The sequence below is a fragment of the Pigmentiphaga kullae genome (assembly GCF_004216695.1).
Classification (GTDB): domain Bacteria; phylum Pseudomonadota; class Gammaproteobacteria; order Burkholderiales; family Burkholderiaceae_B; genus Pigmentiphaga; species Pigmentiphaga kullae.
Window position 1 is genome coordinate 2014594 of the sequence record NZ_SGXC01000001.1, and the last position, 19258, is coordinate 2033851.

Here is a 19258-nt window from a genome sequence, read left to right on the forward strand (position 1 = left end):
CCGTCAGCGGATGGTGTAGGCGAAGCCGCCGTCGGCCCCGATGCCGGCGCCTATGTGGGCGATCGCCTCGGCCGCCCCCATGCGGGCCAGCACCAGATCGGCCACCTCGGGCAAGAGGGTGCCCGTCAGAATGTTGTCGATGTTGCGCGCGCCGGAATCGACCTCGGTGCAGCGCTGCGCGATCGCGTCCACCAGCGCCTCGTCGTACTCGAACGCCGCGGCGTGGTTGGCGCGTATGCGCCGGGCGATCTTGTCCAGCTTCAGCCGCACGATGCGTTTCATGTTCTCGTCGCGCAGCGGGTAGTAGGGCACCAGCGCGCAACGGCCCAGGAACGCGGGCTTGAAGGCTTCCTGCAGGTCGGGCCGCAGCAGGTCCAGCAACTGGTCCACGGGCGGCCGGGTGCGGCCGTTGTCGCTGGCCTGCATGATGACGTCGGTGCCGGCGTTCGAGGTCAGGATGATCAGCGTGTTGCGGAAGTCGATCTCGCGGCCTTCGCCGTCCTCCATGTTGCCCTTGTCGAATACCTGGAAGAACAGTTCCAGCACGTCTGGGTGGGCCTTCTCGATCTCGTCCAGCAGCACGACGCTGTAGGGGCGCCGGCGGACCGCCTCGGTCAGCACGCCGCCCTCTCCGTAGCCCACGTAGCCCGGCGGCGAGCCCTTCAGGCTGGAGACGGTATGGGCCTCCTGGTACTCGGACATGTTGATGGTGATCATGTTGCGCTCGCCGCCGTACAGGATGTCGGCCAGCGCGATGGCGGTCTCGGTCTTGCCCACGCCGCTGGTGCCCACCAGCAGGAACACGCCCTTGGGCTTGTTCGGATCTTCCAGGTTGGCGCGCGAGGTGCGCACGCGCTGGGCGATGGCCTGCAGGGCGTGGTCCTGGCCGATCACGCGTTCGGCCAGCAGGGAGTCCAGCCGGCGCACGGCGTCGATCTCGTCGGCCACCATGCGGCCCACCGGGATGCCGGTCCAACCCGCGATCACTTCCGCCACCGCGCTGCCGTCCACCAGCGCATGGACCATGGGCGCATCGCCCTGGGCCGCGCGCAGCTCGGCGCGCAGCCGGTCGAGTTCCTGCGCGGCGCCGGCACGCTCGGGCGCATCGCCCGGCAGGCTGGCCAGGGCGTCCAGGCGGGTGCCGATCTCGGCCACCAGCTTGCGTTCGGCCTCCCATTTTTCCTTCAGGCGGTCCAGGTCGGACTGCACGCGGGACGTATCGGCCGCGATTTCCTCCAGCCGGGCCGTGTGATCCAGCCCGGTGGCGGCCTCGGTTTCCAGTTGCGTGCGCTCGGTGGCCATGGCCTCCAGCCGGCGCTGGGCATCCTCCACCGCGGCGGGCGTGGCATGCTGGCCAACCGCGATCTTGGCGCAGGCCGTATCCAGCACGCTCACGGCCTTGTCCGGCAGCTGCCGTCCCGCCACGTAGCGCGACGACAGCTTCACCGCATCGGCCACGGCCTCGTCCAGGATGCGCACGCCATGGTGTTTCGCCATGGCCGCCGCCACGCCGCGCAGCATGCCGACGGCCTTGGCGTCGGCGGGTTCCTCTACCTTGATCACCTGGAAGCGGCGGGTCAGCGCGGCATCCTTCTCGAAGTACTTCTTGTATTCGCTCCACGTGGTGGCGGCGATGGTGCGCATCTCGCCCCGGGCCAGGGCCGGCTTGAGCAGGTTGGCCGCATCGTTCTGGCCGGCCGCGCCGCCCGCGCCGATCAGCGTGTGGGCCTCGTCGATGAACATGACGATGGGTTTGGGGCTGCGCTTGACCTCGTCGATCACGCCCTTGAGCCGGTTCTCGAACTCGCCCTTGACGCTGGCGCCCGCCTGCAACAGGCCCAGATCCAGCGACAGAAGCGTCACGCCGCGCAGCACGGGCGGGACGTCGTCGGCCACGATGCGCGCCGCCAGGCCCTCGACCACGGCGGTCTTGCCCACGCCCGGCTCGCCGGTCAGGATGGGGTTGTTCTGGCGCCGCCGCGACAGCACGTCCACCATCAGCCGGATTTCCTCGTCCCGGCCCAGCACCGGGTCCAGGTGGCCGTCGCGCGCCCGCTGCGTCAGGTCGATGCAGAAGCGGTCCAGGTTGGGCGTGGCGCTGGGCTTGCCGCCCGCGCCGTCGGCGGCCGGTGGCTGGTCGGCTGGCGCGCCGGTGTCGCCCAGCGCCAGCGCGTCGCGCGCTTCGGCCGACGCCGCGGCGATGGCGTGGAAGTTCTGTTGCAGCGATTCCAGGTTGATGCCTTGCACCGACTTGATGGCCGGAGCCAGCAGGCGCTTGAGGTCGGCATCGGCCAGCAGCGCGATCAGCAGATGGCCGCTGCGTATCCTGGCTTCGCCGTACTCGACCGACGCGAACACCCAGGCGCGCTCCAGCAGCAGCGGCAGATGGGGCGACAGCGCCGGCGTGCGCGAGTTGCCGGTCTTGAAGGTGTCCAGCGCGCGGTCGAGTTCCTTGCGCGCCTGATCGGGGGGAATGTCGAACTGACGCAGGATGCGCGTGACGTCCGTGTTCTCGGCTTCGAGCAGCTTGTACAGCAGGTGCTCGATCTCGACGTCGTAGTGGGTGCGCGACAGGCACAGGCCGGCCGCGCCTTCCATGGCGCCTTTGCATACGCCGTTCAGGCGTCCCACCAATGCCCGCAGGTTCACCGCCATGACTGGCCTCCCGTTGCGCTGAATTGAAATTCGCAGTCGTCCGCCGGCCGCGCGCCGCGCCGTCCGCCCAGCCAGGTGTTCCAGCCCAGGCGGGCGGCGTCCGTGGCGGCGCCGCCCAGCCGCAGCGGCCGGACTTCGTCGGCACGGACCGCCAGCCGGATGCGCAGGTCCAGCGCCAGCCCGGTCATGAACCGCGCCAGCTCCACCGTGCCGTCCAGCCAGCCCGTCCGCTTGTCGGAGGGCGGAAGCAATTGTTCGAAATGGCGGCGCCGCATCGGCCCCACCCGCAGCCGCAGCGTGCTCTGCCGGTCCCAGAAACGGCTGCCCAACACGCATTGCCGGCCCAGCGCCGCGGCCTGCCGGCCCAGGCGCGTGCGGTCGCCGGCGGGCACGTCCTGCCAGGTGCCGACGCAGCTTTCCACCGTGACCGGTGCGCGCAGGTAGTCGCTCATGACCTGCGCCAGCGATCCGGCGCCGTGCGGCCGCTGCGACAGCAGGCCGGCGTAATAGCCCAGCGCCGCGCCGGGCAGCGGGCGCCGCCGCGCCTGCGACTCGGTCGCACGGCGCGGGAACAGGCTGCCGTACAGATGCGGCGTGCCCATGCCTATCAGGTCGTAGACGTGCCGGTGCACGCCCGATTCGGCATCCGATTCCAGCGCCACTTCGGGCCGATGGCGGGCCCAGGCGCGCCAGAACAATTCGATCAACCGGTGGTTGAACAGGTCCAGGAAATCCTGCGCGGCCGGGTCGCGCGCCTGGCGCAGCGCCATCAGCCACTCGGTGTAGTGGCGGGGCAGGACCCCGGAGGGGCCGGCCAGGCCCATGAAATTCACCCGCATCAACTGCGGTCCGTCGGAGCCGGCCCATGCCGGACGGTCGATGGAGGCGATCTCGTTAGGGGGGAAGAACAGGCCCAGCGTGGTGCCGAAACGCAGGGTGCCGGGGGGAATCGCGTGTGCTCCCGCCGGCACGCCGGCGCCGCGCAGCAGCAGCCGCACGGCCTGGAAGAATCCATACCGCTCCGGATGTGCTTGCAGCAGGGCCAGGTGGCTATGGATGGGGGCGGCCATGTCGCTACACCAGGTGCTGGTCGCCCGAGCGCGGGGCGAAGGTGGCCATGGCGGTCTCGCGCTGCAAGGTCCGCACCGTCAGCCGGGTCCAGGAATTCGCGGTGCAGTACAGCCCGAAGAAGCGGTCGAGCACGCAGGCCAGCAGATACACGCCCGATCCCACGTACTGGTTCTCGTCGAAGGTCAGCGTGATGTCGGTGCCGCGCACGAAGGCCTGGCGGGGCGCCGCGCCCACGCGCGCGACCGACGGCGCGCCGGCCACGTCCACGATGCCGGCGATCTGCTTGCGCAGGCTGGCCGAGTCGGTGAAGTTGTACAGGCTCAGGATTTCCAGCAACGCTTCGCGCCCACCTTCGACGATGGACAGGTGGTTCAGCGCCAGATGGGAGATCAGCCGCCACTGGTTGGCCAGCCGCATGGGCGCGCGCCAGGTGGCGGTGGGCTTCTTCAGCAGCCGCGCGCCGGCAACGGCGCCGGCGTCCTCAAGCTGCAGATTGCTGTCCTCGCCGCCGAAGGGCAGGAGCGCCGGCAGGTCGCGGTTGGTGCAGGTCAGCGTGATGGACAGTGTGTCCACCGATGGCACGCTGGGGTCCATGTCCTTGTCGACCAGCGCGATGCGCATGTCCGTGCCGTCGTCCGAAGGCTGGGCCGACGGCACGCGGCGGGCGATCCAGTAGGTGCCCGGCTCCTGTTCGAGGCCGTGCGCCACCGAGAAGAAAGGCAGGAACTCCCGCACCTGTTCCTGCGACACGCCGCGGGTGTGCCGCCGCACGCCGTCCACCGAATAGACCTCGAGCCCCAGCGGGCGCCGCACGTCGGGAATCACGGGATACTCGTGCAGTTCGTGGGTCAGCCGCACCGGCTCGGCCGGCTGCGAGAAAAGGTTGACGATGGGCGTGCAATGCAGCTTGAAGGTATCGCGGCCCACCGTCTGTTCCAGCCGGCCCAGGCGTTCCTGGCGGCCGAAGGGCGCGATCAGGAAACGTATGTCGATGCCGCGCGCGAAGCGGCGCAGGTCCAGGCCGGCCAGATCCACGAACAGGAATTTCTCCGGCAGGACAAAGTATTCCTGGATCAGCCGGTAGCCCAGGAACGAGCGGGGATCGTAGTCCAGCAAGCCTTCGCTTTCGCCCAGGCCCACCGGGCGCAGGCAGGAGGCAGGCAATTCCAGGGGCTCGACCGCGGGCTGTCCCTCGGCCGCCGCGATCTGCACGCGGCCGGTGCTGTTGAGCAGCAGCTCGTGCAGCGCGTGCACCAGCGGGCTTTCGCCATCCAGGTAGAAGCGCAGCGTATCGACGCCCAGCTTGGCGAAGCTGGCCTGGCCGCGGGTCTCCACGCGCACGCTGATGGTGGCGGCCGTCTCCGCGCCGCGCAGCGCGAAGGCCGAACGCTCGATGGACTCGCAGCGGGCGGCCGTGACCTCCAGCGGCCAGACCTCCACCGGCCAGGCATTGCGGTAGCGCACGGGCTCGCCCTGCACGGGACGCGTCAGCAGCGTGGTGCCGCGCTCGACGCGCTGGGCGCCGCTCAGTTCCGCGCCCGGCGCCAGCAGCAACTGGGCGATGGACATCGAGGGCACCGGCCGCAGGAAGTGCGGATACAGCACCGACAGGAAGGCCTCGGTGATCTGCGGGAAGTCGTCGTCCAGCTTCTTGTGGATGCGCGAGGCGATGAAGGCGAAGGACTCGATCAGCCGCTCGACGTGCGGGTCTTCGTAGACGTCGCCGTCCAGCAGCAGCCGCGCGGCGATCTTGGGATAGCGCGCGGCGAATTCCTTCGAGAGCTTGCGCAGGTGCGTGAGCTCGTCTTCGTAGTAGGGAAGGAGTTCCTCGAGCATGGGCGGGGCGATGCGGCGCGTTGGAGTATGCAGTCTAGGAGGGGACGGCGCCCCGGGCCATTCGCCGAATGGCCTATTACTCGTGGCATCGGGGCGGGCGCCGCGGCGCCCGCTACTCCACGCAGTTGTCCGGATCCGGCACCACGCATTCGGCCAACACCGCCGGGCCGCCCACCGAGCGGGTGCGCACCGCCGCCGTCATGGCCGAGGTCTGGAGGTCGCGCGGAAGCAGCAGCCACATGCGGCCGGTTTCCTTCATGCGCGAGGCACGGTCGCCGGCCGAGGGGCCGAAGCCCCAGAAGTAGTCGGCGCGCACCGTGCCGCGTATGGCGCCGCCGGTATCCTGCGCGAACATCAGCCGATTGACGCTGCCGGCCGTGGGCGACGGGTCGCCGGTGGAAACGAAGACCGGGTAGCCCAGGGGCGTCGTGCGCGGATCCACCGCGATCGAACGGCCCGCCGTCAGCGGCACGCCCAGCGCGCCCAGCGGACCTTGCGGGCCGTCGGGGATCAGGCGAAAGAACACGTAGCTGGGGTCGGGGATGCCGGTTGCCTGCCCGGCCCCGCCCATGGCGGCGGGCGCGGCCGGAGGGCTGTCGCCGGAAGCGGTGGCCGGAGCGGGCGCGGGACTCGCGGCGGGCCGCGCCGGGGCCTTTCCGCCCAGCGCCGCGATAATGGCCGCGACATCGGGATCGGGGGCCGCGGGCCGGCTGGCGGGCGGGGCGGAGGGGGCCGCCGCGGCCACCGGCGTCGCGGCGGCCGGCGCGGGCGTGGCCGGGCGCGCCGGGGATGCGCTGCCGCGCCCCTGCAACGCGGCGATGATGCGCGCCACGTCGGGATCGCGCTGGATGGCCGGGGCGGCGCGCGGGCTCGCCATCGGCTGCGCGGCCGACGAGGTGGCGGCGGCGCTGCTGGCTCCGAGCGCCAGGCCGCGGGTCTTGATCGCGGCGCCGACGGTGGCGGTATCGGCGCTCGATGCCTGGGGCAGGAAAGGATGGCCGTTCTGTTCGCCATAGGCGACGCGCAGGGTCTCGCCGCCGGCCAGCCGGATCTTGCCGGAGCCCTGGATCTGCAGCGAATACAGCGCGTAGGCATCGTTCACCCAGGCCAGCACCTGCGCGTCCAGCGCGCGCCGCTCGATATCCTGGCGCGACCAGTACGGCACGATGCGGCCGCCCTCGGCCCGCACGCGATAACGCTTGTCGCGGATGCCGGGCGTCAGGCCGCCCATGTCCACGTCGTACTGCCGCGCGCCGGGCGACCCGGGGGCGGCGGGGGTCAGGCGCCGGTCGTCCAGCCGCAGCCACTGCCGCTTGCCCGCCGCCGCCACCTGCGCGTCCAGGAACAGCAGGTCGGCCGGCACGCCGTGGACGGGGTAGGGGTAGCGGGAACTGCGCGTGCGGCTGCCTTCCAGCAGCGGCTCGTAGTAGCCGGTGATGACGCCTTCGTCGCTCTGGTCCGGATTCTGCATGGAATAGGCGTGGAAGCGCTGCTCGAAGAAGCGGCGGATGCCGCCGTCGTCGCTGGCCTGGATGCGGCCGGCGGCGGTGCACAGTTCATCCCAGACCGGCTTCCTGCCCAGGGCCAGGCAGCTTTGGCGAAAGGCGCTCAGGCTTTCGCGCGCCGAGTCCGCCGACCAGCCGGGCAGGGCCGAGAACGGCACCGGCTCGAAGCGGGCGTATCGGGTGGCGAAGGGCGTGCCCAGGTCGTCCGGCGGGGTTGGCCCGGGGGCGGGCGCGCCGCTGTCCATGGCGGGAGCGGCGGCCGGCACGGGGCGGGCGGCGCCCGGGGGCGTGGGCGTGCGTGGCGCCGATGGGGCGGGCGTGGCCGTCGCGGCCGGGGGCACGGCGGGCGCCGGCTGCCGAGTGGTCGGCGCGGTACAGGCGGCCAGCGCCAGCAGGCCGGCACCGGCGGCGGTCGTCATGGACAGCCGGCCCGGCGCGGCCCGCCTTGGCTGGCCCGCTTGAACATGGCTGGTCTCGGGCGTCATGGCGCTTCTCCCGACAGGATCCTGGCCATGCAGTGTGACGCCTGGCCGGCGCCCGTTCCATACCACTTAGGGCCTAAGGCGCGGGCGCTACCGCGAGCCGCTGCCGCTGGTCCTCGTATTCGGCGGCCAGGCGCGCCAGCCGGGCCTGGCGCGCCTGCTCCGACACCCATTGGCCCTGGAGGGCCTGGCGCTGCGAGAGCTGGTATTCCAATCGCAATACCTGGAGCAGCATGCGGTTGTCCGCGGTCGGGAAGCCGGCCAGGCCATGCAGCCGGCTCAGCACCACGCGCTCGGCGTCGGCGCGCGCGCCGGTGCCGTGGCCGTAGCCGCTCAGGAAGGTGCGCACGCGGTCGCGCATCGCGTCCGGAAAACCCCGCTGCATGACGATGGCGCCATGGGGAATCAGATCCGACTCCCAGATGATCTTCAGGCGCGCGGCTTCCTGGGGAAAGTGGGTGCGGAAGCGGTCCAGGTCGGCGGTGTTGTTGGTCGCCACGTCCACGTCGCCGTTGGCCACGGCCAGCGCCGTGCCCTGGTGGCCGTCGACGAGTTCGCTCGGGAAATGGCGTTCGATGGCAATGCCGCGGGGCGCGAAAAGCTGCAGCTGGGGAATGACGTAGCCCGACATCGATTGCGTCTCGCCCATGCCCAGGCGCCACTTGCCGGGCTGGTTCAGGACGTCGTCCAGGGCCTGGATGGGGCCGTCCCTGCGCACGATCAGGACCGAGCGGTAGCCGGGCAGGCCATCCGGCCGCACGACCTGGTTCAGGACCACCATGCCGTACTGCAGCACCGCCTCGAGCGCGAGCTTGCCCGATACGAAGGCCAGGTCCACGCGGTTCTCCTGCATGGCCAGGCGCAGGCCTTCGTACGAGGTGAAGGACAGGGCGACGACGGGGCGGCCCACCGAGGTGCCCATGTCGTCCAGCAGCGGCTTCCAGTCCTGGCGCGACTCCAGCGCGCCGCCCAGGGGCAGCACCCCGAAGCGCAGCGCGGCTTCCTGTGCCCGCGACACACCCGGCAGGACGGCCAGCGCGGCACTGGCGAGCAGCAGCGCGAACGACATCCGGCGAACGAGAAGCTGGGCGAGCGTGTACACGGTGACGGTAGCGTGGATCGGGGCACCGGATCATCGCATCAACCCGTGCGGACAGAAAGCGACGACATATTTAGCAACAGAATCTGCAAGAATCGATTTCGCTTGTCTTGGCGAACGGCGCTATCCACAATCACGAGACTGTCACTTTCCGCCTTCGCATGGCCACGCCGTCGCGTCTCGCCGATCTTTCCCGCCGCTCCGTCGGCAGCGTGCCGCTTGCCGTGCGGCTGATGCTGCTCAGTCTGGTGCCGGCCGCGGTGGCCATTCTGCTGGCGATGTCGGTGCTGGCGCGCCACTACCTGACCGAACTGACCGAACTGACCGAGAACAACGCCCGGGCGGTGGCCCGCCAGGTGGCGACCCTGTCGCGCACGTCGCTGATGCGCATGGACCGCCGGGCGCTGCTCAACGCCGCCCGCGTCGGCAGCCAGCAGCCGGGCGTCAGGCAGGTGCAGATCCGGACACTGGATGGCGAGATCGTCGCGCAGTCGGGCTTCTGGACCAAGCCCACCGATCCGCCGGGGCTGGAGGTGCTCGAACCCATAGATAGCGAAGAGTCGGCGCGCGCCGGCGAAGTCATGGTCGAGTTCGACCTGGACTCCATCGACGCTGCCCGCCGCAACCTGTGGTCCACCCTGGCCGCGCTGCTGGGCGCCTGCCTGCTGGGCGTGGGCATCGCCGGCTGGTGGGCGGCGCGGCGCATCAGCGCCCCCATCCGCAAGCTGGCCGAGGTCGTCGACCGGCTGGGCGAAGGCGACGAGGTCGTGGTCGACACCGGCGCCACCGCCGAGGTCGGCCGCCTGCAGCACGGTTTCAAGGTGGCGGCCCAGGCGCTGGCGGACAGCCGCAGGACCATGGAGAGCCAGATCGTGCAGGCCACCCAGGAACTGGCCCTGAAGAACGCCCAGCTCGAGGCCGCCAACCAGGGCAAGACGCGCCTCCTGGCCGCGGCCAGCCACGACCTGCGCCAGCCCCTGCATGCGCTCACCCTGTTCGCCGATGCCCTGCGCTCGGACGAGACCGATCCGCCGCGCCTGGCCTGCATCGCCTCCATCCAGGAGTGCGTGCATTCGTTGGACCGCCTGTTCTCCGAACTGCTCAACCTGTCGCAGATCGACGCGGGTGCTGTGCGCGTGCAGCGCGCCGTATTCCCGCTGGACCACCTGTTCGACGACATCAGCCGCAACTTCCGCCCGCAGGCCGAAGAGCAGGGACTGCGGCTGGTCGTGCGCAAGACCGACGCGTGGGTCGATTGCGACTATGTCATGCTGTCGCGCATCCTGAACAACCTCGTCAGCAACGCGCTGCGCCACACCACGCAGGGCGGCGTGCTGGTCGGTGCCCGCCGGGAAGCGGGCGGCATGCGCATCGGCGTCTGGGATACCGGGGTGGGCATCGCGCCGGAGCATCAGCAGAAGGTGTTCGAGGAGTTCTACCAGGTCGATGCGTCCAGTTCGCGAGGATCGCGGGGCCTGGGGCTGGGCCTGGCCACGGTGCGCCGCCTGTGCGACCTGCTGGACATGCCGCTGCGGCTGCAATCCCGCGTGGGCCGGGGGACCGTGGTGTCCGTGGTCGCGCCGGCCGCGGCGCCGGCCGAGGCGCCGCCGCCCTGCCCGGCGCAGGGGGCCCAGGTCGATTTCACGGGCATGTTCATGCTCGTGGTCGACGACGAGCCCAACATCCTCGAAGGGCTGTCGCTGGTGCTGCGCAACTGGGGCGCCGAAGTGGCCGTGGCCGAGAGCCGGGCGCAGGTCCTGGCCCTGGCGGGGCAGTGGGCGCGGCCGCCCGACGTGGTGATCACCGACCTGCTGCTGCGCGACGGCGAGAACGGGCTGGAGGTGCTGCGGGCGCTCGACGCCCACCCCGGCATGCACGGCCGCCGCGCGGCGCGCCTGCTGGTCACGGGCGAGACCAAGCCGGACCGGCTGCGCGAGATCGCCGAGGCCGGCATCGCGGTGCTGCACAAGCCGGTGACCAGCGAAGTGCTCAGGCAGGCGCTGGCTGCGGTGCTGCGCGATGCGCGCGGCGACCGCTACTTGACGGCGTAGGCCTGCGTATTGAGCTGCAATACCGCGTCGAACTGCACCTTCTCGCGGTCGGGCCCCAGCGACAGCAGGGCGTCCACCTTGAAGCGCAGCACGCGTTCGTACTGGCGAGGCGGCTCCAGCCCCACCCTGACGCGCGACAGGCGGCTTTCGTGCTGGCTGATGGCCGCCTCCAGCGCGCGCCGTATGCGGTCGCGGTCGTGCGGACTGAGCAGGCTGTAGGACGAGAAATCGGGAATGCCGTAGGTCAGCGAGGACTTGCGGCATTCGGCGTAGGCCTGCGGAATCAGGCGCGCCCCTTCCGAGCGCGTGTTCAACAGCGCTTCCAGGTCGCGCGAGACGGCTTCGCGCAGCGCGTAGATATCGGCGCGGCCGCTGTCGGCCGACGCCGATTCCAGGCGTTCGATCAGGCTCTTCATGGGGGGCGGAGCCCACCCCCTACGCGCTCACGCGGGCCCCCTGGGGGGGCGCGCGTCAGCGCGCAGGGGGGGGACCTCTACACCTTCACGTTCTTCTTCAGGTCCCAGCCGGCGGAGGCGTTACCCGATGATTTCCCGTCGATGCCGATCTTGCTGTAGGTCATCTCGATCTTGCCGAAGCCCAGCGCAACGGCTTCCAGCGGCACGTCCTGCGTGTTGTCCGAGGAGCCGTCGCGGTTGACCGAGGTCACGATCACGTCGGTCAGCTTGTACTCCATGTACTTCTCTTTCTGCCCGCCGGCGCGGTTCAGAGTGATGGTCGCCTTGGGAATCGTGGCCCCGGTGCAGCAGTATTCGAACAGCTTGGGGCTGGCGATGTCCAGGTTGTGCAGGAAGCTGAAGTTCTTCACCTCGACCCGCGCCGACCCGAGGTTGCCCGACGACGATGCGGTGTTCGACTGGGGCTGGGCCGCGCCGAAGCCGTAGTTCTGGATCTCGATCCAGTCCTTGTGCTTCTCGTCCGTGCTTTCTCCCTTGATCCCTTCAAGCTGGATGAATGCATCGAATGCCATGATTCAGACTCCTCGTGGTGAATTAGCGGGCCGATTGCGGAAGTTCGGCCACCAGGCGCAGCGAGACGCTCAGTTCGTCCAGCTGGTAGTGCGGGCGCAGGAAGGCGGCGGCCTTGTAGGCGCCCGGCTTTCCGGGTATCTCGGCCACTTCGATCCGGGCTTCGCGCAGCGGGAACTGAGCCTTGCGTTCCTGCGAGGCCATGTCGTCCAGCAGGACGTACTGCGCGACCCAGTTGTTCAGGTAGGTCTCGACGCTTGCCTTCGAGGCGAAGCTGCCGATCTTGTCGCGCATCATCGTCTTCAGATAGTGCGCGATGCGGCTGACCGCGTAGATGTATTGCAGCTGCGACGACAGCCGGGCATTGGCGTTGGCGGCATCGGTGTTGTATTCCTTGGCCTTCTGCGCCGACTGGGTCGAGAAGAAGGCCGCGTAGTCCGTGCCCTTGCAGTGCACCAGCGGGATAAAGCCCAGGTCCGCCAGTTCCTTCTCGCGCCGGTCGGTGATGGCGATCTCGGTCGGGCACTTCAGCGCGACCTCGCCGTCGTCGGTGGCGAAGGTATGCGTGGGCAGCCCCTCGACCAGTCCGCCGCCCTCCACCCCGCGGATCGCCGCGCACCAGCCGTAGCGGGCGAAGGCATCGGTGATGCGCGCGCCCAGCGAGTATGCGGCGTTGCTCCACAGGTACTTGGAGTGATCCTTGCCGGTCACGTCTTCCTGGTAATTGAAGGCCTCCACCGGCGCGGTGTCGGGGCCGTAGGGCAGGCGCCCCAGCACGTGCGGCATGGCCAGGCCGACGTAGCGCGAATCCTCCGAGGCGCGGAAGGATTTCCACTTGGCGTATTCGACCGTGTCGAAGATCTTGGCCAGGTCCCGGGGCCCAGACAAGTCGGTGAAGCTCTCGAACCCGAACAGCTCGGGCGAGGCGGCCGAGAGGAAGGGCGCATGCGCCGAGGCGGCGATGTGGGACATCTCCTCCAGCAGGTACATGTCCTCGGGATGGCGCGTGAACTCGTAGTCGCCGATCAGCGTCGCGAACGGCGCGCCGCCGAAGGTGCCGTATTCCTCTTCATAGACCTTCTTGAACAGCGCCGACTGGTCGAAGTCCGAGGCGCTCTTCAGGTCCTTCACCAGTTCCTTCTTGCTGGCGTTGAACAGCTTGACCTTCAGCGTGGTGCTGGTCTCCGAGCTGTCGATCAGGTACTTCAACCCGCGCCAACTGCCTTCCAGTTGCTGGAACTCGGGCGCATGCATGACGGCCGACAACTGGTCGGACAGCACCGCGTCCAACTGCGCGATGCGCGCGTCGATGGAGGCGATGGCATCGCGCGAAATCGTGACCTCGCCGTCGGCGATCTGGCTGACCAGCTCGGCAATGAGGTCCCGCGCCCGTTCCTTCTCGGAATCGGAGCGCGCGATGCGGCTTTGCGACAGGATGGAGTCGAGCAGCGAAGCGGACTCGGCTGCGGCGGCAGCGGCGGGCGCCGCGCCTTGTTGTTGGGTGTCGGCCATGGGCGTTCTCCGGTGGCTGCGGTGCGTCAGGCTTCGGGGCTGTCGTCTTTCGCGACTTCCCTGGACAACTGGGCGATCTTGTCGGTGTTTTGCAGCACCTCGCTCAGCAATTCCTCGAACTTGTCGTTGCCCGCCATCTTGTTGCGCAGGTCGGCCAGCTTCTGGCGGGCCTCCAGCAACTTGCGCAGCGGGTCGATCTGCTGCACGAGCTTCTCCGGCTCGAAGTCGGACAGGCTCTTGAAATCCAGCGTCACGCCTATGCGCGAGCCGTCGTTGGACAGCTTGTTGTCCACCTGGTATTGCAGGCGCGGCTTCATGCCCTTGAGCACGTCGTCGAAGTTGTCCTTGTCGACGTTGACGAACTTGCGGTCCTTCAGCCTGGGCAGCGGCTCCTCGGGCTTGCCGCTGAAATCGCCCAGCACGCCGGCGACGAAGGGCAGTTCCTTCTTCTCGATGGCGTCGCCGATCTCCACGTCGTAGGTCAGCTGGACACGCGGCGCGCGGACACGGTCGAGCTTGTGTTGGGTGCTTTCCTTCTTGGCCATGATCGCTCTCCTTGGCGTAGCCGGCGGTCGAACGGGAATGCGGTGCAGTCTAGAAAGCCGGGGCCGGCGGCGGTAGTAGCCAGACGGCCAGACGTGGAGATAGGCCGGAAGGGGTAGGGGGGAGGTGGGACGAAATTGTCCTTGAGGTGCCTTGGCGATGACAGGGATCTATCCGCAAAATCGCCTCGTCCTGCTTGATTTTTGTATCCAATGGGATACTATTAATGAACGCAATCCTTGCAACGAAAGCTTTCGAAAAATGGCTGCACGGCCTGAAGGATCTGCGGGCCAGGGCCCGGATCATCGCCCGGATCCAGGGCGCACGAACCGGGAACTTCGGCAACCATCGCGCGCTTGGTCGCGGAGTCATGGAGATGAAGATCGACGTGGGTCCGGGATATCGGATCTATTACGCGAGGCAAGGGGCGGTGGTCTACCTGTTGCTTTGTGGCGGCGACAAATCGACCCAGGCCAACGACATCAAGACAGCCCACAGAGTGTGGGCTGCAAAAGAGGTGGATCATGAGGCGTGAAATCAGGCCATTCGACGCATCGGAATACCTGGACAGCGAAGAGATGATCGCGGAATATCTCTCCGCCGCCATTGAGGAAGGCCCTGATGTTTTCCTGCTTGCTCTGGGAGACATTGCGAAGGCGGTGGGCATGGCCGAAGTCGCCCAGCGTACCGGCCTGGGGCGAGAAAGCCTGTACAAGTCCCTGGCGCCGGGCTCCAAGCCGCGTTATGAAACCGTCTGGAAGCTGATTCAAGCATTCGGTCTCAAGCTGAAGTTCGAGCCGATGCACGGCTGAGCCCCTCACCCCCGCGGCACCCCTATCCGATCCCGTATCACCCCCAGCACCGAATCGTCGTTCACCACCTCCGCCAGCCATTGATCCAGCGGCATGTCGGCCCAGCTCACCGCGCGTTCCAGCAGGAAGGACACGGGGCTGTGCGGCTCCACGCGCTTGAAGTGGGCGGCGATCTCGCCCAGGGTGCGCAGCAGTTCCGCGCGGGCCTGGAAGTCCACCATCACGCGCGGCACGGTCATCGCAGGCGCGGCCGCGGGCACGGCCTGCACCGCGGGCGCCGGCATCGCGGCAGGCACCGTGGGAACGACGACCGCGGTTTCGCCGGCCTCCTGCCCCTGCCGGGGCGCGATCCCCAGGTTCTGCGCCGCCCGCCCCAGCACCTGGCGCGCACGCTTGAGCCCGTCGCCCAGGTCGGCCAGGCTGGGCGCCTGGCGGCCGAAGCGCTGGTCGACCAGCGCCTGCAAGCGGTCGAAGGCGGCCTGCGCCGCGTCGGCGGCGGCCAGGGTCTCCGACACGAAGCCCGGGCCGCTGCCTTCGATGGCCTTGTCCACCGATTCCCCCGTGGGCTTGCCCGCGTCCAGGGCCTCCTGGTAGGCGGCGGCGTTCTGGCGCGCCAGGTTGTCGACCTCGCGCGAGTCCTGCCAATCGATCAGCGTGACATAAGGCGCGGAAGCGGTCAGCGGCGCCTTCTTCAAGGCCAGGCCGCCATAAACGTTGAACCAGGCCAGCTTGCTGGCGCGTTCCTCCAGGTCGTCGCCGTCGGGCCGCGGATGCAGGCCGTCCCAGTAGGCGTCGAGCAGGCCGTGCAGCACGCCCATCGCGTCCGCGGCGCCGGCCAGTCCGTGGCGGGCGATCAGGGCCTCGCCCAGCCAGACGGCGGCCTGCAGGTCCTTGCTCTGGCTTTGCAGCACCTCGGCCGCCAGGTCGGCGGCGGCCCGCCAGTCGGCGGTCTTGAGTTCGGTCTGCCAGTCGCCCTGCGACAGCGAGGGGTCGTCCGCGCGGCGCGCTTCCCGGATGCGGTCGTAGGTGTCCGAGAACGAGGCGTCCTCGCCGCAGGGGTCGCCCCCGGCGATGGGTTGCATCAGTTCGGCGATATCGATGGCCATGGGAATCTCCAGGTCGTCATTCCAGGATGGAGGTCGGCAGCGCGGCGACCGGCTCGGTCCGGGCGTTCAGGAAGCGCAGCATCTCGTCGGACGGGCGCACGTCCATGAAGACCCGGGCCTCGGTGAAGCCCTGCTGGGCCAGCCGGGCCGACAGCTCCTTCCATTGGATGGGACCGTACGAGGTGCGGAAGTCGGGCAGCCGGAAGGCGTGCGAGCCCGAACGGAAATCGGCGATCAGCGTGGCGAAGCCTTCGGCGCCAGGGTAGATCAGCGTCAGCCGTGGCCCTAGTGTGGGCGGGGGAGCGGCGGCGGGTACGGGTGTGGGCACGGCTCCGGGCGCGGCGCCTGGCGCGGCGGCAGCGGGTGCTTCCGGCGGTACGGGCAGCGAGATGTGCAGGCGCGCCTCGATGCAGCTGTCGGGCGACCAGAACACCTGGGCCGTCGCTTCGGCCAGCGATTCCGCGCGGGTCGATGCCAGGTAGGTGCGCTCGCGGCAGACCACTTCCAGCACCGTACCCTGCGGCCCTTCGCTGGCAGCACCCATGCGCGTGGGCTGCGAGAACTGGAAACTGCCGGCAAGAAAGGGCTTGTTGACCTGGGTCGACAGGATGCGCCGTTCGGCCGCGACCATGCCCTGGTAGGCGGGCGACAGCGGCAGGCCGATGCCGGCGATGCGCGTGGGCGTGCGTTCGCGCTCGGTAATGAAAGGCTGCAGCCAGTCCTTCACGAAGGCCGTCAGCCGGCCCTGTTCGCCGTACAGCGCGTCGACCTGCTCCTTGGGCGGCATGCCGCGCAGCGCGGCGACCACGCTCTCGTTCCAGCGGGCCTGGACGAACTGGCCGGCGCGCTGCACGGTCAGGTACAGCAGCAGCCGCGATGGCCCCTGCACCACGGACCAGGCGGCCAGGTCGTCGCCCTTGAAGACCGCGGCGAACTGTTCCCCCGGCTTGTCCACCGAGGAAAGCAGCGCGGCATAATCGGCCGCCGGCGGCTGAGGCGGCGCGCCCTTGGCGCGGAACAGCTCGGCCGCGACGTCGTAGGCGTCCTGGCCGCTGGCGTCGGCGCGCAGGCGCAGATAGGCGCGCGCGTAGTCCGGACGCTGCGGCCGCAGCACGCGTTCGGTGGTGTCGATTTCGGCCAGCAGCCAGGCGGGGGGCTGGACGGGCTCGGCGCCCCACCATCGGCCGAACATGCCCGCTACGGCACTGGCCAGGAAGCCGCCCAGGGGCCGCCAGGCGCCTAGCCAATCGCTCTTGGCGCGGGCCCAGGTCCGGGTCCAGCGCGTGCCCAGGGGCAGCGCCAGGTCCAGCCCCTGCAGTTCGCGATCGGTGGCGGCGGCCAGCAGCACGTACGGATCCTCGGCCGTTCCCGCGCGCTTGCCCATGGCGTCGAGCTGCGGGCGCCACAGCCGGGTGCCTTCGAAGAACCTGGCCTGGAAACGCCCCCATGCGCGAAAGTACTCGCTGAAGTACTGGGCTCGGAACGTTTCCAGGACAGGCTTGCGCTCGGGGACCGCATCCACGGCGGTGCGCAGCATGGGCGCCAGCACCTCCCGCCAGGCCTGGCGCGTGAAGGCGGCCGAGACCGTGGGCATGGCGGCCGCCTCCACGCCCACGACGCGGTCCGGCGGCAGCCAGAAGGCGGTCAGCGCGATCGGGTCGCGCCGCTGGTCGGCCCAGGCGCGGACGTCCTCCGGGCGCGGCGTATGGGCCGCCAGCAGGCGGGCCAGCAGCGCGCGCAGGCGCTGGGCTTCCGCGTCCAGCGTGGCCGACTGCTGCCAGCGCAGGTAGCCCATGTAGGTGGTGAGCAGGGCGGCGGCGTGTTCGCGATCGGCCCGCGCGTCCTGCTCACCCGAGACAAAAGGGCTGAACAGCCTCGCATCCTGGTCGAATGCCAGGTTGGTCGTGGCCTCCTGCTGGCACGCATCGCTCTGCCGGCGGCAATGGTCCAGCATGCGCAGCCGCTGCGATACCGCCAGCAAGTGTTCCAGCCCCGCCTGGTTGCGCGCCAGGTCGGTCTCGATGATCTGGTCATAGGGAGCCAGGATCAGGTTGGAGAAATCGCGCAGCACCTGTTCCTTCATCCGCTCGATGTCGGAGTCGGCCCGCCGCAGTCCGAATCCCAGGCCGGTCTCGGCGCGCGCCACCTCCAACTGCTCGATGGTCCGGCCGCAGCGGGCCAGCCAGCCTATGCGCGCGGCCGCCACCGCGTCGCTGGGCTCGCGGCAGGCCGTCTGTGTCTGCGCCAGCAGCTTGCCGTCGTCCTGCCGGGCGTTGACGAAACCGTAGCTCAACATGGCCGACAGGCCCAGCATCGCGCCCACGCCCACCGCCGCGATCGCCATCTTGCCGGCATTGCCGCGGAAGCTGGGCGAGGCCAGGGGCTGGTCGGCGGGCAGGAAACGGGTGAAGAGATCGTCCAGGAAACCGCCCGCGGCGCCGCTCTTGCCCGCGGCCGTTTCGGGCGGCGAGCCGGTCAGGAACAGGCCGCGCCAGCGGGGCGTGCGCTGGAAGGGATTGTCTTCCAGCATCAGGCCGACCAGGGTCTCCAGGCCGGGCGCCAGCGCCCGCACGTGCTCGACGAATTCGTAGATGGCGCGCCGTCCGGCCGGCGTGGCCTGGCTGCGCAGCGCGGTGATGCGCAGCGCGTGCAGGCGCTGCACGATGGGCGCGTAGAGTTCCTCGAGCCGGTTCCCGGTGGCCGCGCTGATCTCTTCCGTATCCGACAACCGGTGTCCCACCGCCTGTGCCAGCGCCTGCTCCGGCACGGCGGCGGCGAAGGCGCCGTAGCCGGGCACCCGGTCCAGCCCGGTCACCACCAGGTACACGGGAAGCTGGACCTGCAAGTGCTCCAGGGCCTCGTCCACCAGCCGCCGCAGCCGCATCGCCACCGGCCGCACCGCGTCCGGGCCCGCCAGCAGCGTGCGCGCGCCCATGCACACGACGATGCCGTTCAGCGGCAGCTTGTCGCGTTCGGTGGACAGCAGCATCAGCGCCTGGTACCACAGCCCCCGCTCCACGCGGGCCGAGGCGTCGCACACCGCCGACGGCGGCGTCTCGATGGCGATCATGGACTTGAAGAACCACCATCGCCAATAGCCGTCGGGCTGGGGATCGGGCGGGGGGAAGGGCGAGACCCGGTTGGCCGCGCGCAGCAGGCCGTCCACGCCGGCCTGCTCGTCGCCCACGAACAGCATCCAGGGAATGCGGTAGAGCGGGTCGCGGCCCTTGCCGATCTCGGGCGAACGCTGGATGGCCTGGCGCGCCTGGGCGATGGCGGCGCGCATGCGCTCCAGCGCCACCTTCTCGTCCTCCGGATTGCCCGGACCCAGGTCGCCGATGCGCTTGCGCGCGAAGCCCCGCCGCGAGAACCGCTTCGCACCCGAGGCGAACCACCACAGCACGGCGAAGGCGACCAGGCACAGGGCCAGCACCTGCCAGAACCGGGCCGGCAGGAGCGGCAGCACCAGCGTGGCCACGAGCACGAGCAGCGCGGCGATCACCAGCAGCAGGACCAGCGCGGTGGCCACGCGCACGGCCCGCTTTTTCATGCCGGGCAGGCGTTCCAGCGGCTGGGCGATACGGTCGAGGAAACTCATGG

Annotated in this window: 14 protein-coding genes; 3 read left to right on the forward strand and 11 right to left on the reverse strand. The window is 69.7% G+C overall.

The features are described from left to right. Window positions 1-3: 3 nt before the first annotated feature. From tssH to phnD, 5 genes are all read right to left on the reverse strand, one after another. Complete coding sequence (gene tssH / locus EV675_RS09850; RefSeq protein WP_207221931.1) at window positions 4-2655, reverse strand: type VI secretion system ATPase TssH; 2652 nt, start codon at window positions 2653-2655, stop codon at window positions 4-6. Next, complete coding sequence (gene tssG / locus EV675_RS09855) at window positions 2646-3725, reverse strand: type VI secretion system baseplate subunit TssG (protein ID WP_130357074.1); 1080 nt, start codon at window positions 3723-3725, stop codon at window positions 2646-2648. Before tssG ends, tssH begins: the two co-directional genes overlap by 10 nt. 4 nt (window positions 3726-3729) lie before the next feature. Continuing rightward, window positions 3730-5562 carry a type VI secretion system baseplate subunit TssF gene (gene tssF, locus EV675_RS09860; protein ID WP_130357075.1) on the reverse strand — a complete coding sequence of 611 codons (1833 nt, stop codon included), beginning with the start codon at window positions 5560-5562 and terminating at the stop codon, window positions 3730-3732. A gap of 112 nt (window positions 5563-5674) precedes the next feature. Further along, entirely contained in the window at window positions 5675-7552 is a 1878-nt protein-coding gene (locus EV675_RS30230; RefSeq protein WP_130357076.1) for an MltA domain-containing protein, read from the reverse strand. A 73-nt stretch (window positions 7553-7625) separates the two neighbouring features. After that, complete coding sequence (phnD, locus tag EV675_RS09870; RefSeq protein WP_242621377.1) at window positions 7626-8651, reverse strand: phosphate/phosphite/phosphonate ABC transporter substrate-binding protein; 1026 nt, start codon at window positions 8649-8651, stop codon at window positions 7626-7628. A gap of 158 nt (window positions 8652-8809) precedes the next feature. Here phnD and EV675_RS09875 point away from each other — a divergent pair, with 158 nt between their 5' ends. Then, complete coding sequence (locus EV675_RS09875) at window positions 8810-10699, forward strand: ATP-binding response regulator (RefSeq protein ID WP_130357077.1); 1890 nt, start codon at window positions 8810-8812, stop codon at window positions 10697-10699. Here the strand turns inward: EV675_RS09875 and tssE are convergent. From tssE to tssB, 4 genes are all read right to left on the reverse strand, one after another. After that, complete coding sequence (gene tssE, locus EV675_RS09880; protein ID WP_130357078.1) at window positions 10684-11115, reverse strand: type VI secretion system baseplate subunit TssE; 432 nt, start codon at window positions 11113-11115, stop codon at window positions 10684-10686. The two genes, EV675_RS09875 and tssE, sit on opposite strands and share 16 nt — an antisense overlap. A 77-nt stretch (window positions 11116-11192) precedes the next feature. After that, window positions 11193-11687, reverse strand: a complete 495-nt coding sequence (locus EV675_RS09885) for an Hcp family type VI secretion system effector (RefSeq protein WP_124687939.1) — start codon at window positions 11685-11687, stop codon at window positions 11193-11195. A 22-nt stretch (window positions 11688-11709) separates the two neighbouring features. Then, window positions 11710-13197 (reverse strand): type VI secretion system contractile sheath large subunit, encoded by a 1488-nt coding sequence (gene tssC, locus EV675_RS09890; RefSeq protein ID WP_130357079.1) that lies wholly within the window; start codon window positions 13195-13197, stop codon window positions 11710-11712. Window positions 13198-13223: 26 nt separating this feature from the next. After that, window positions 13224-13742, reverse strand: coding sequence for a type VI secretion system contractile sheath small subunit (tssB, locus tag EV675_RS09895; RefSeq protein ID WP_130357080.1), 519 nt, complete (start codon window positions 13740-13742; stop codon window positions 13224-13226). 224 nt (window positions 13743-13966) lie between these two features. On the opposite strand from tssB, the gene EV675_RS09900 reads away from it, so the two are divergent. Both EV675_RS09900 and EV675_RS09905 read left to right on the forward strand, forming a co-directional pair. Beyond that, window positions 13967-14275, forward strand: a complete 309-nt coding sequence (locus tag EV675_RS09900) for a type II toxin-antitoxin system RelE/ParE family toxin (protein WP_130357081.1) — start codon at window positions 13967-13969, stop codon at window positions 14273-14275. Beyond that, on the forward strand, window positions 14265-14552 hold the full coding sequence (locus EV675_RS09905) for an addiction module antidote protein (protein ID WP_130357082.1): 288 nt from the start codon (window positions 14265-14267) through the stop codon (window positions 14550-14552). Before EV675_RS09900 ends, EV675_RS09905 begins: the two co-directional genes overlap by 11 nt. A 5-nt stretch (window positions 14553-14557) precedes the next feature. On the opposite strand, the gene tssA is transcribed toward EV675_RS09905, so the two are convergent. Continuing rightward, a complete protein-coding gene (tssA, locus tag EV675_RS09910) occupies window positions 14558-15658 on the reverse strand; it encodes a type VI secretion system protein TssA (RefSeq protein WP_130357083.1) in 1101 nt (366 codons plus the stop codon). Between the two features lie 16 nt (window positions 15659-15674). Beyond that, window positions 15675-19256: a type VI secretion protein IcmF/TssM N-terminal domain-containing protein gene (locus EV675_RS09915; RefSeq protein WP_130357084.1), complete on the reverse strand. Its 3582-nt coding sequence runs from the start codon at window positions 19254-19256 to the stop codon at window positions 15675-15677. Window positions 19257-19258: the final 2 nt, after the last annotated feature.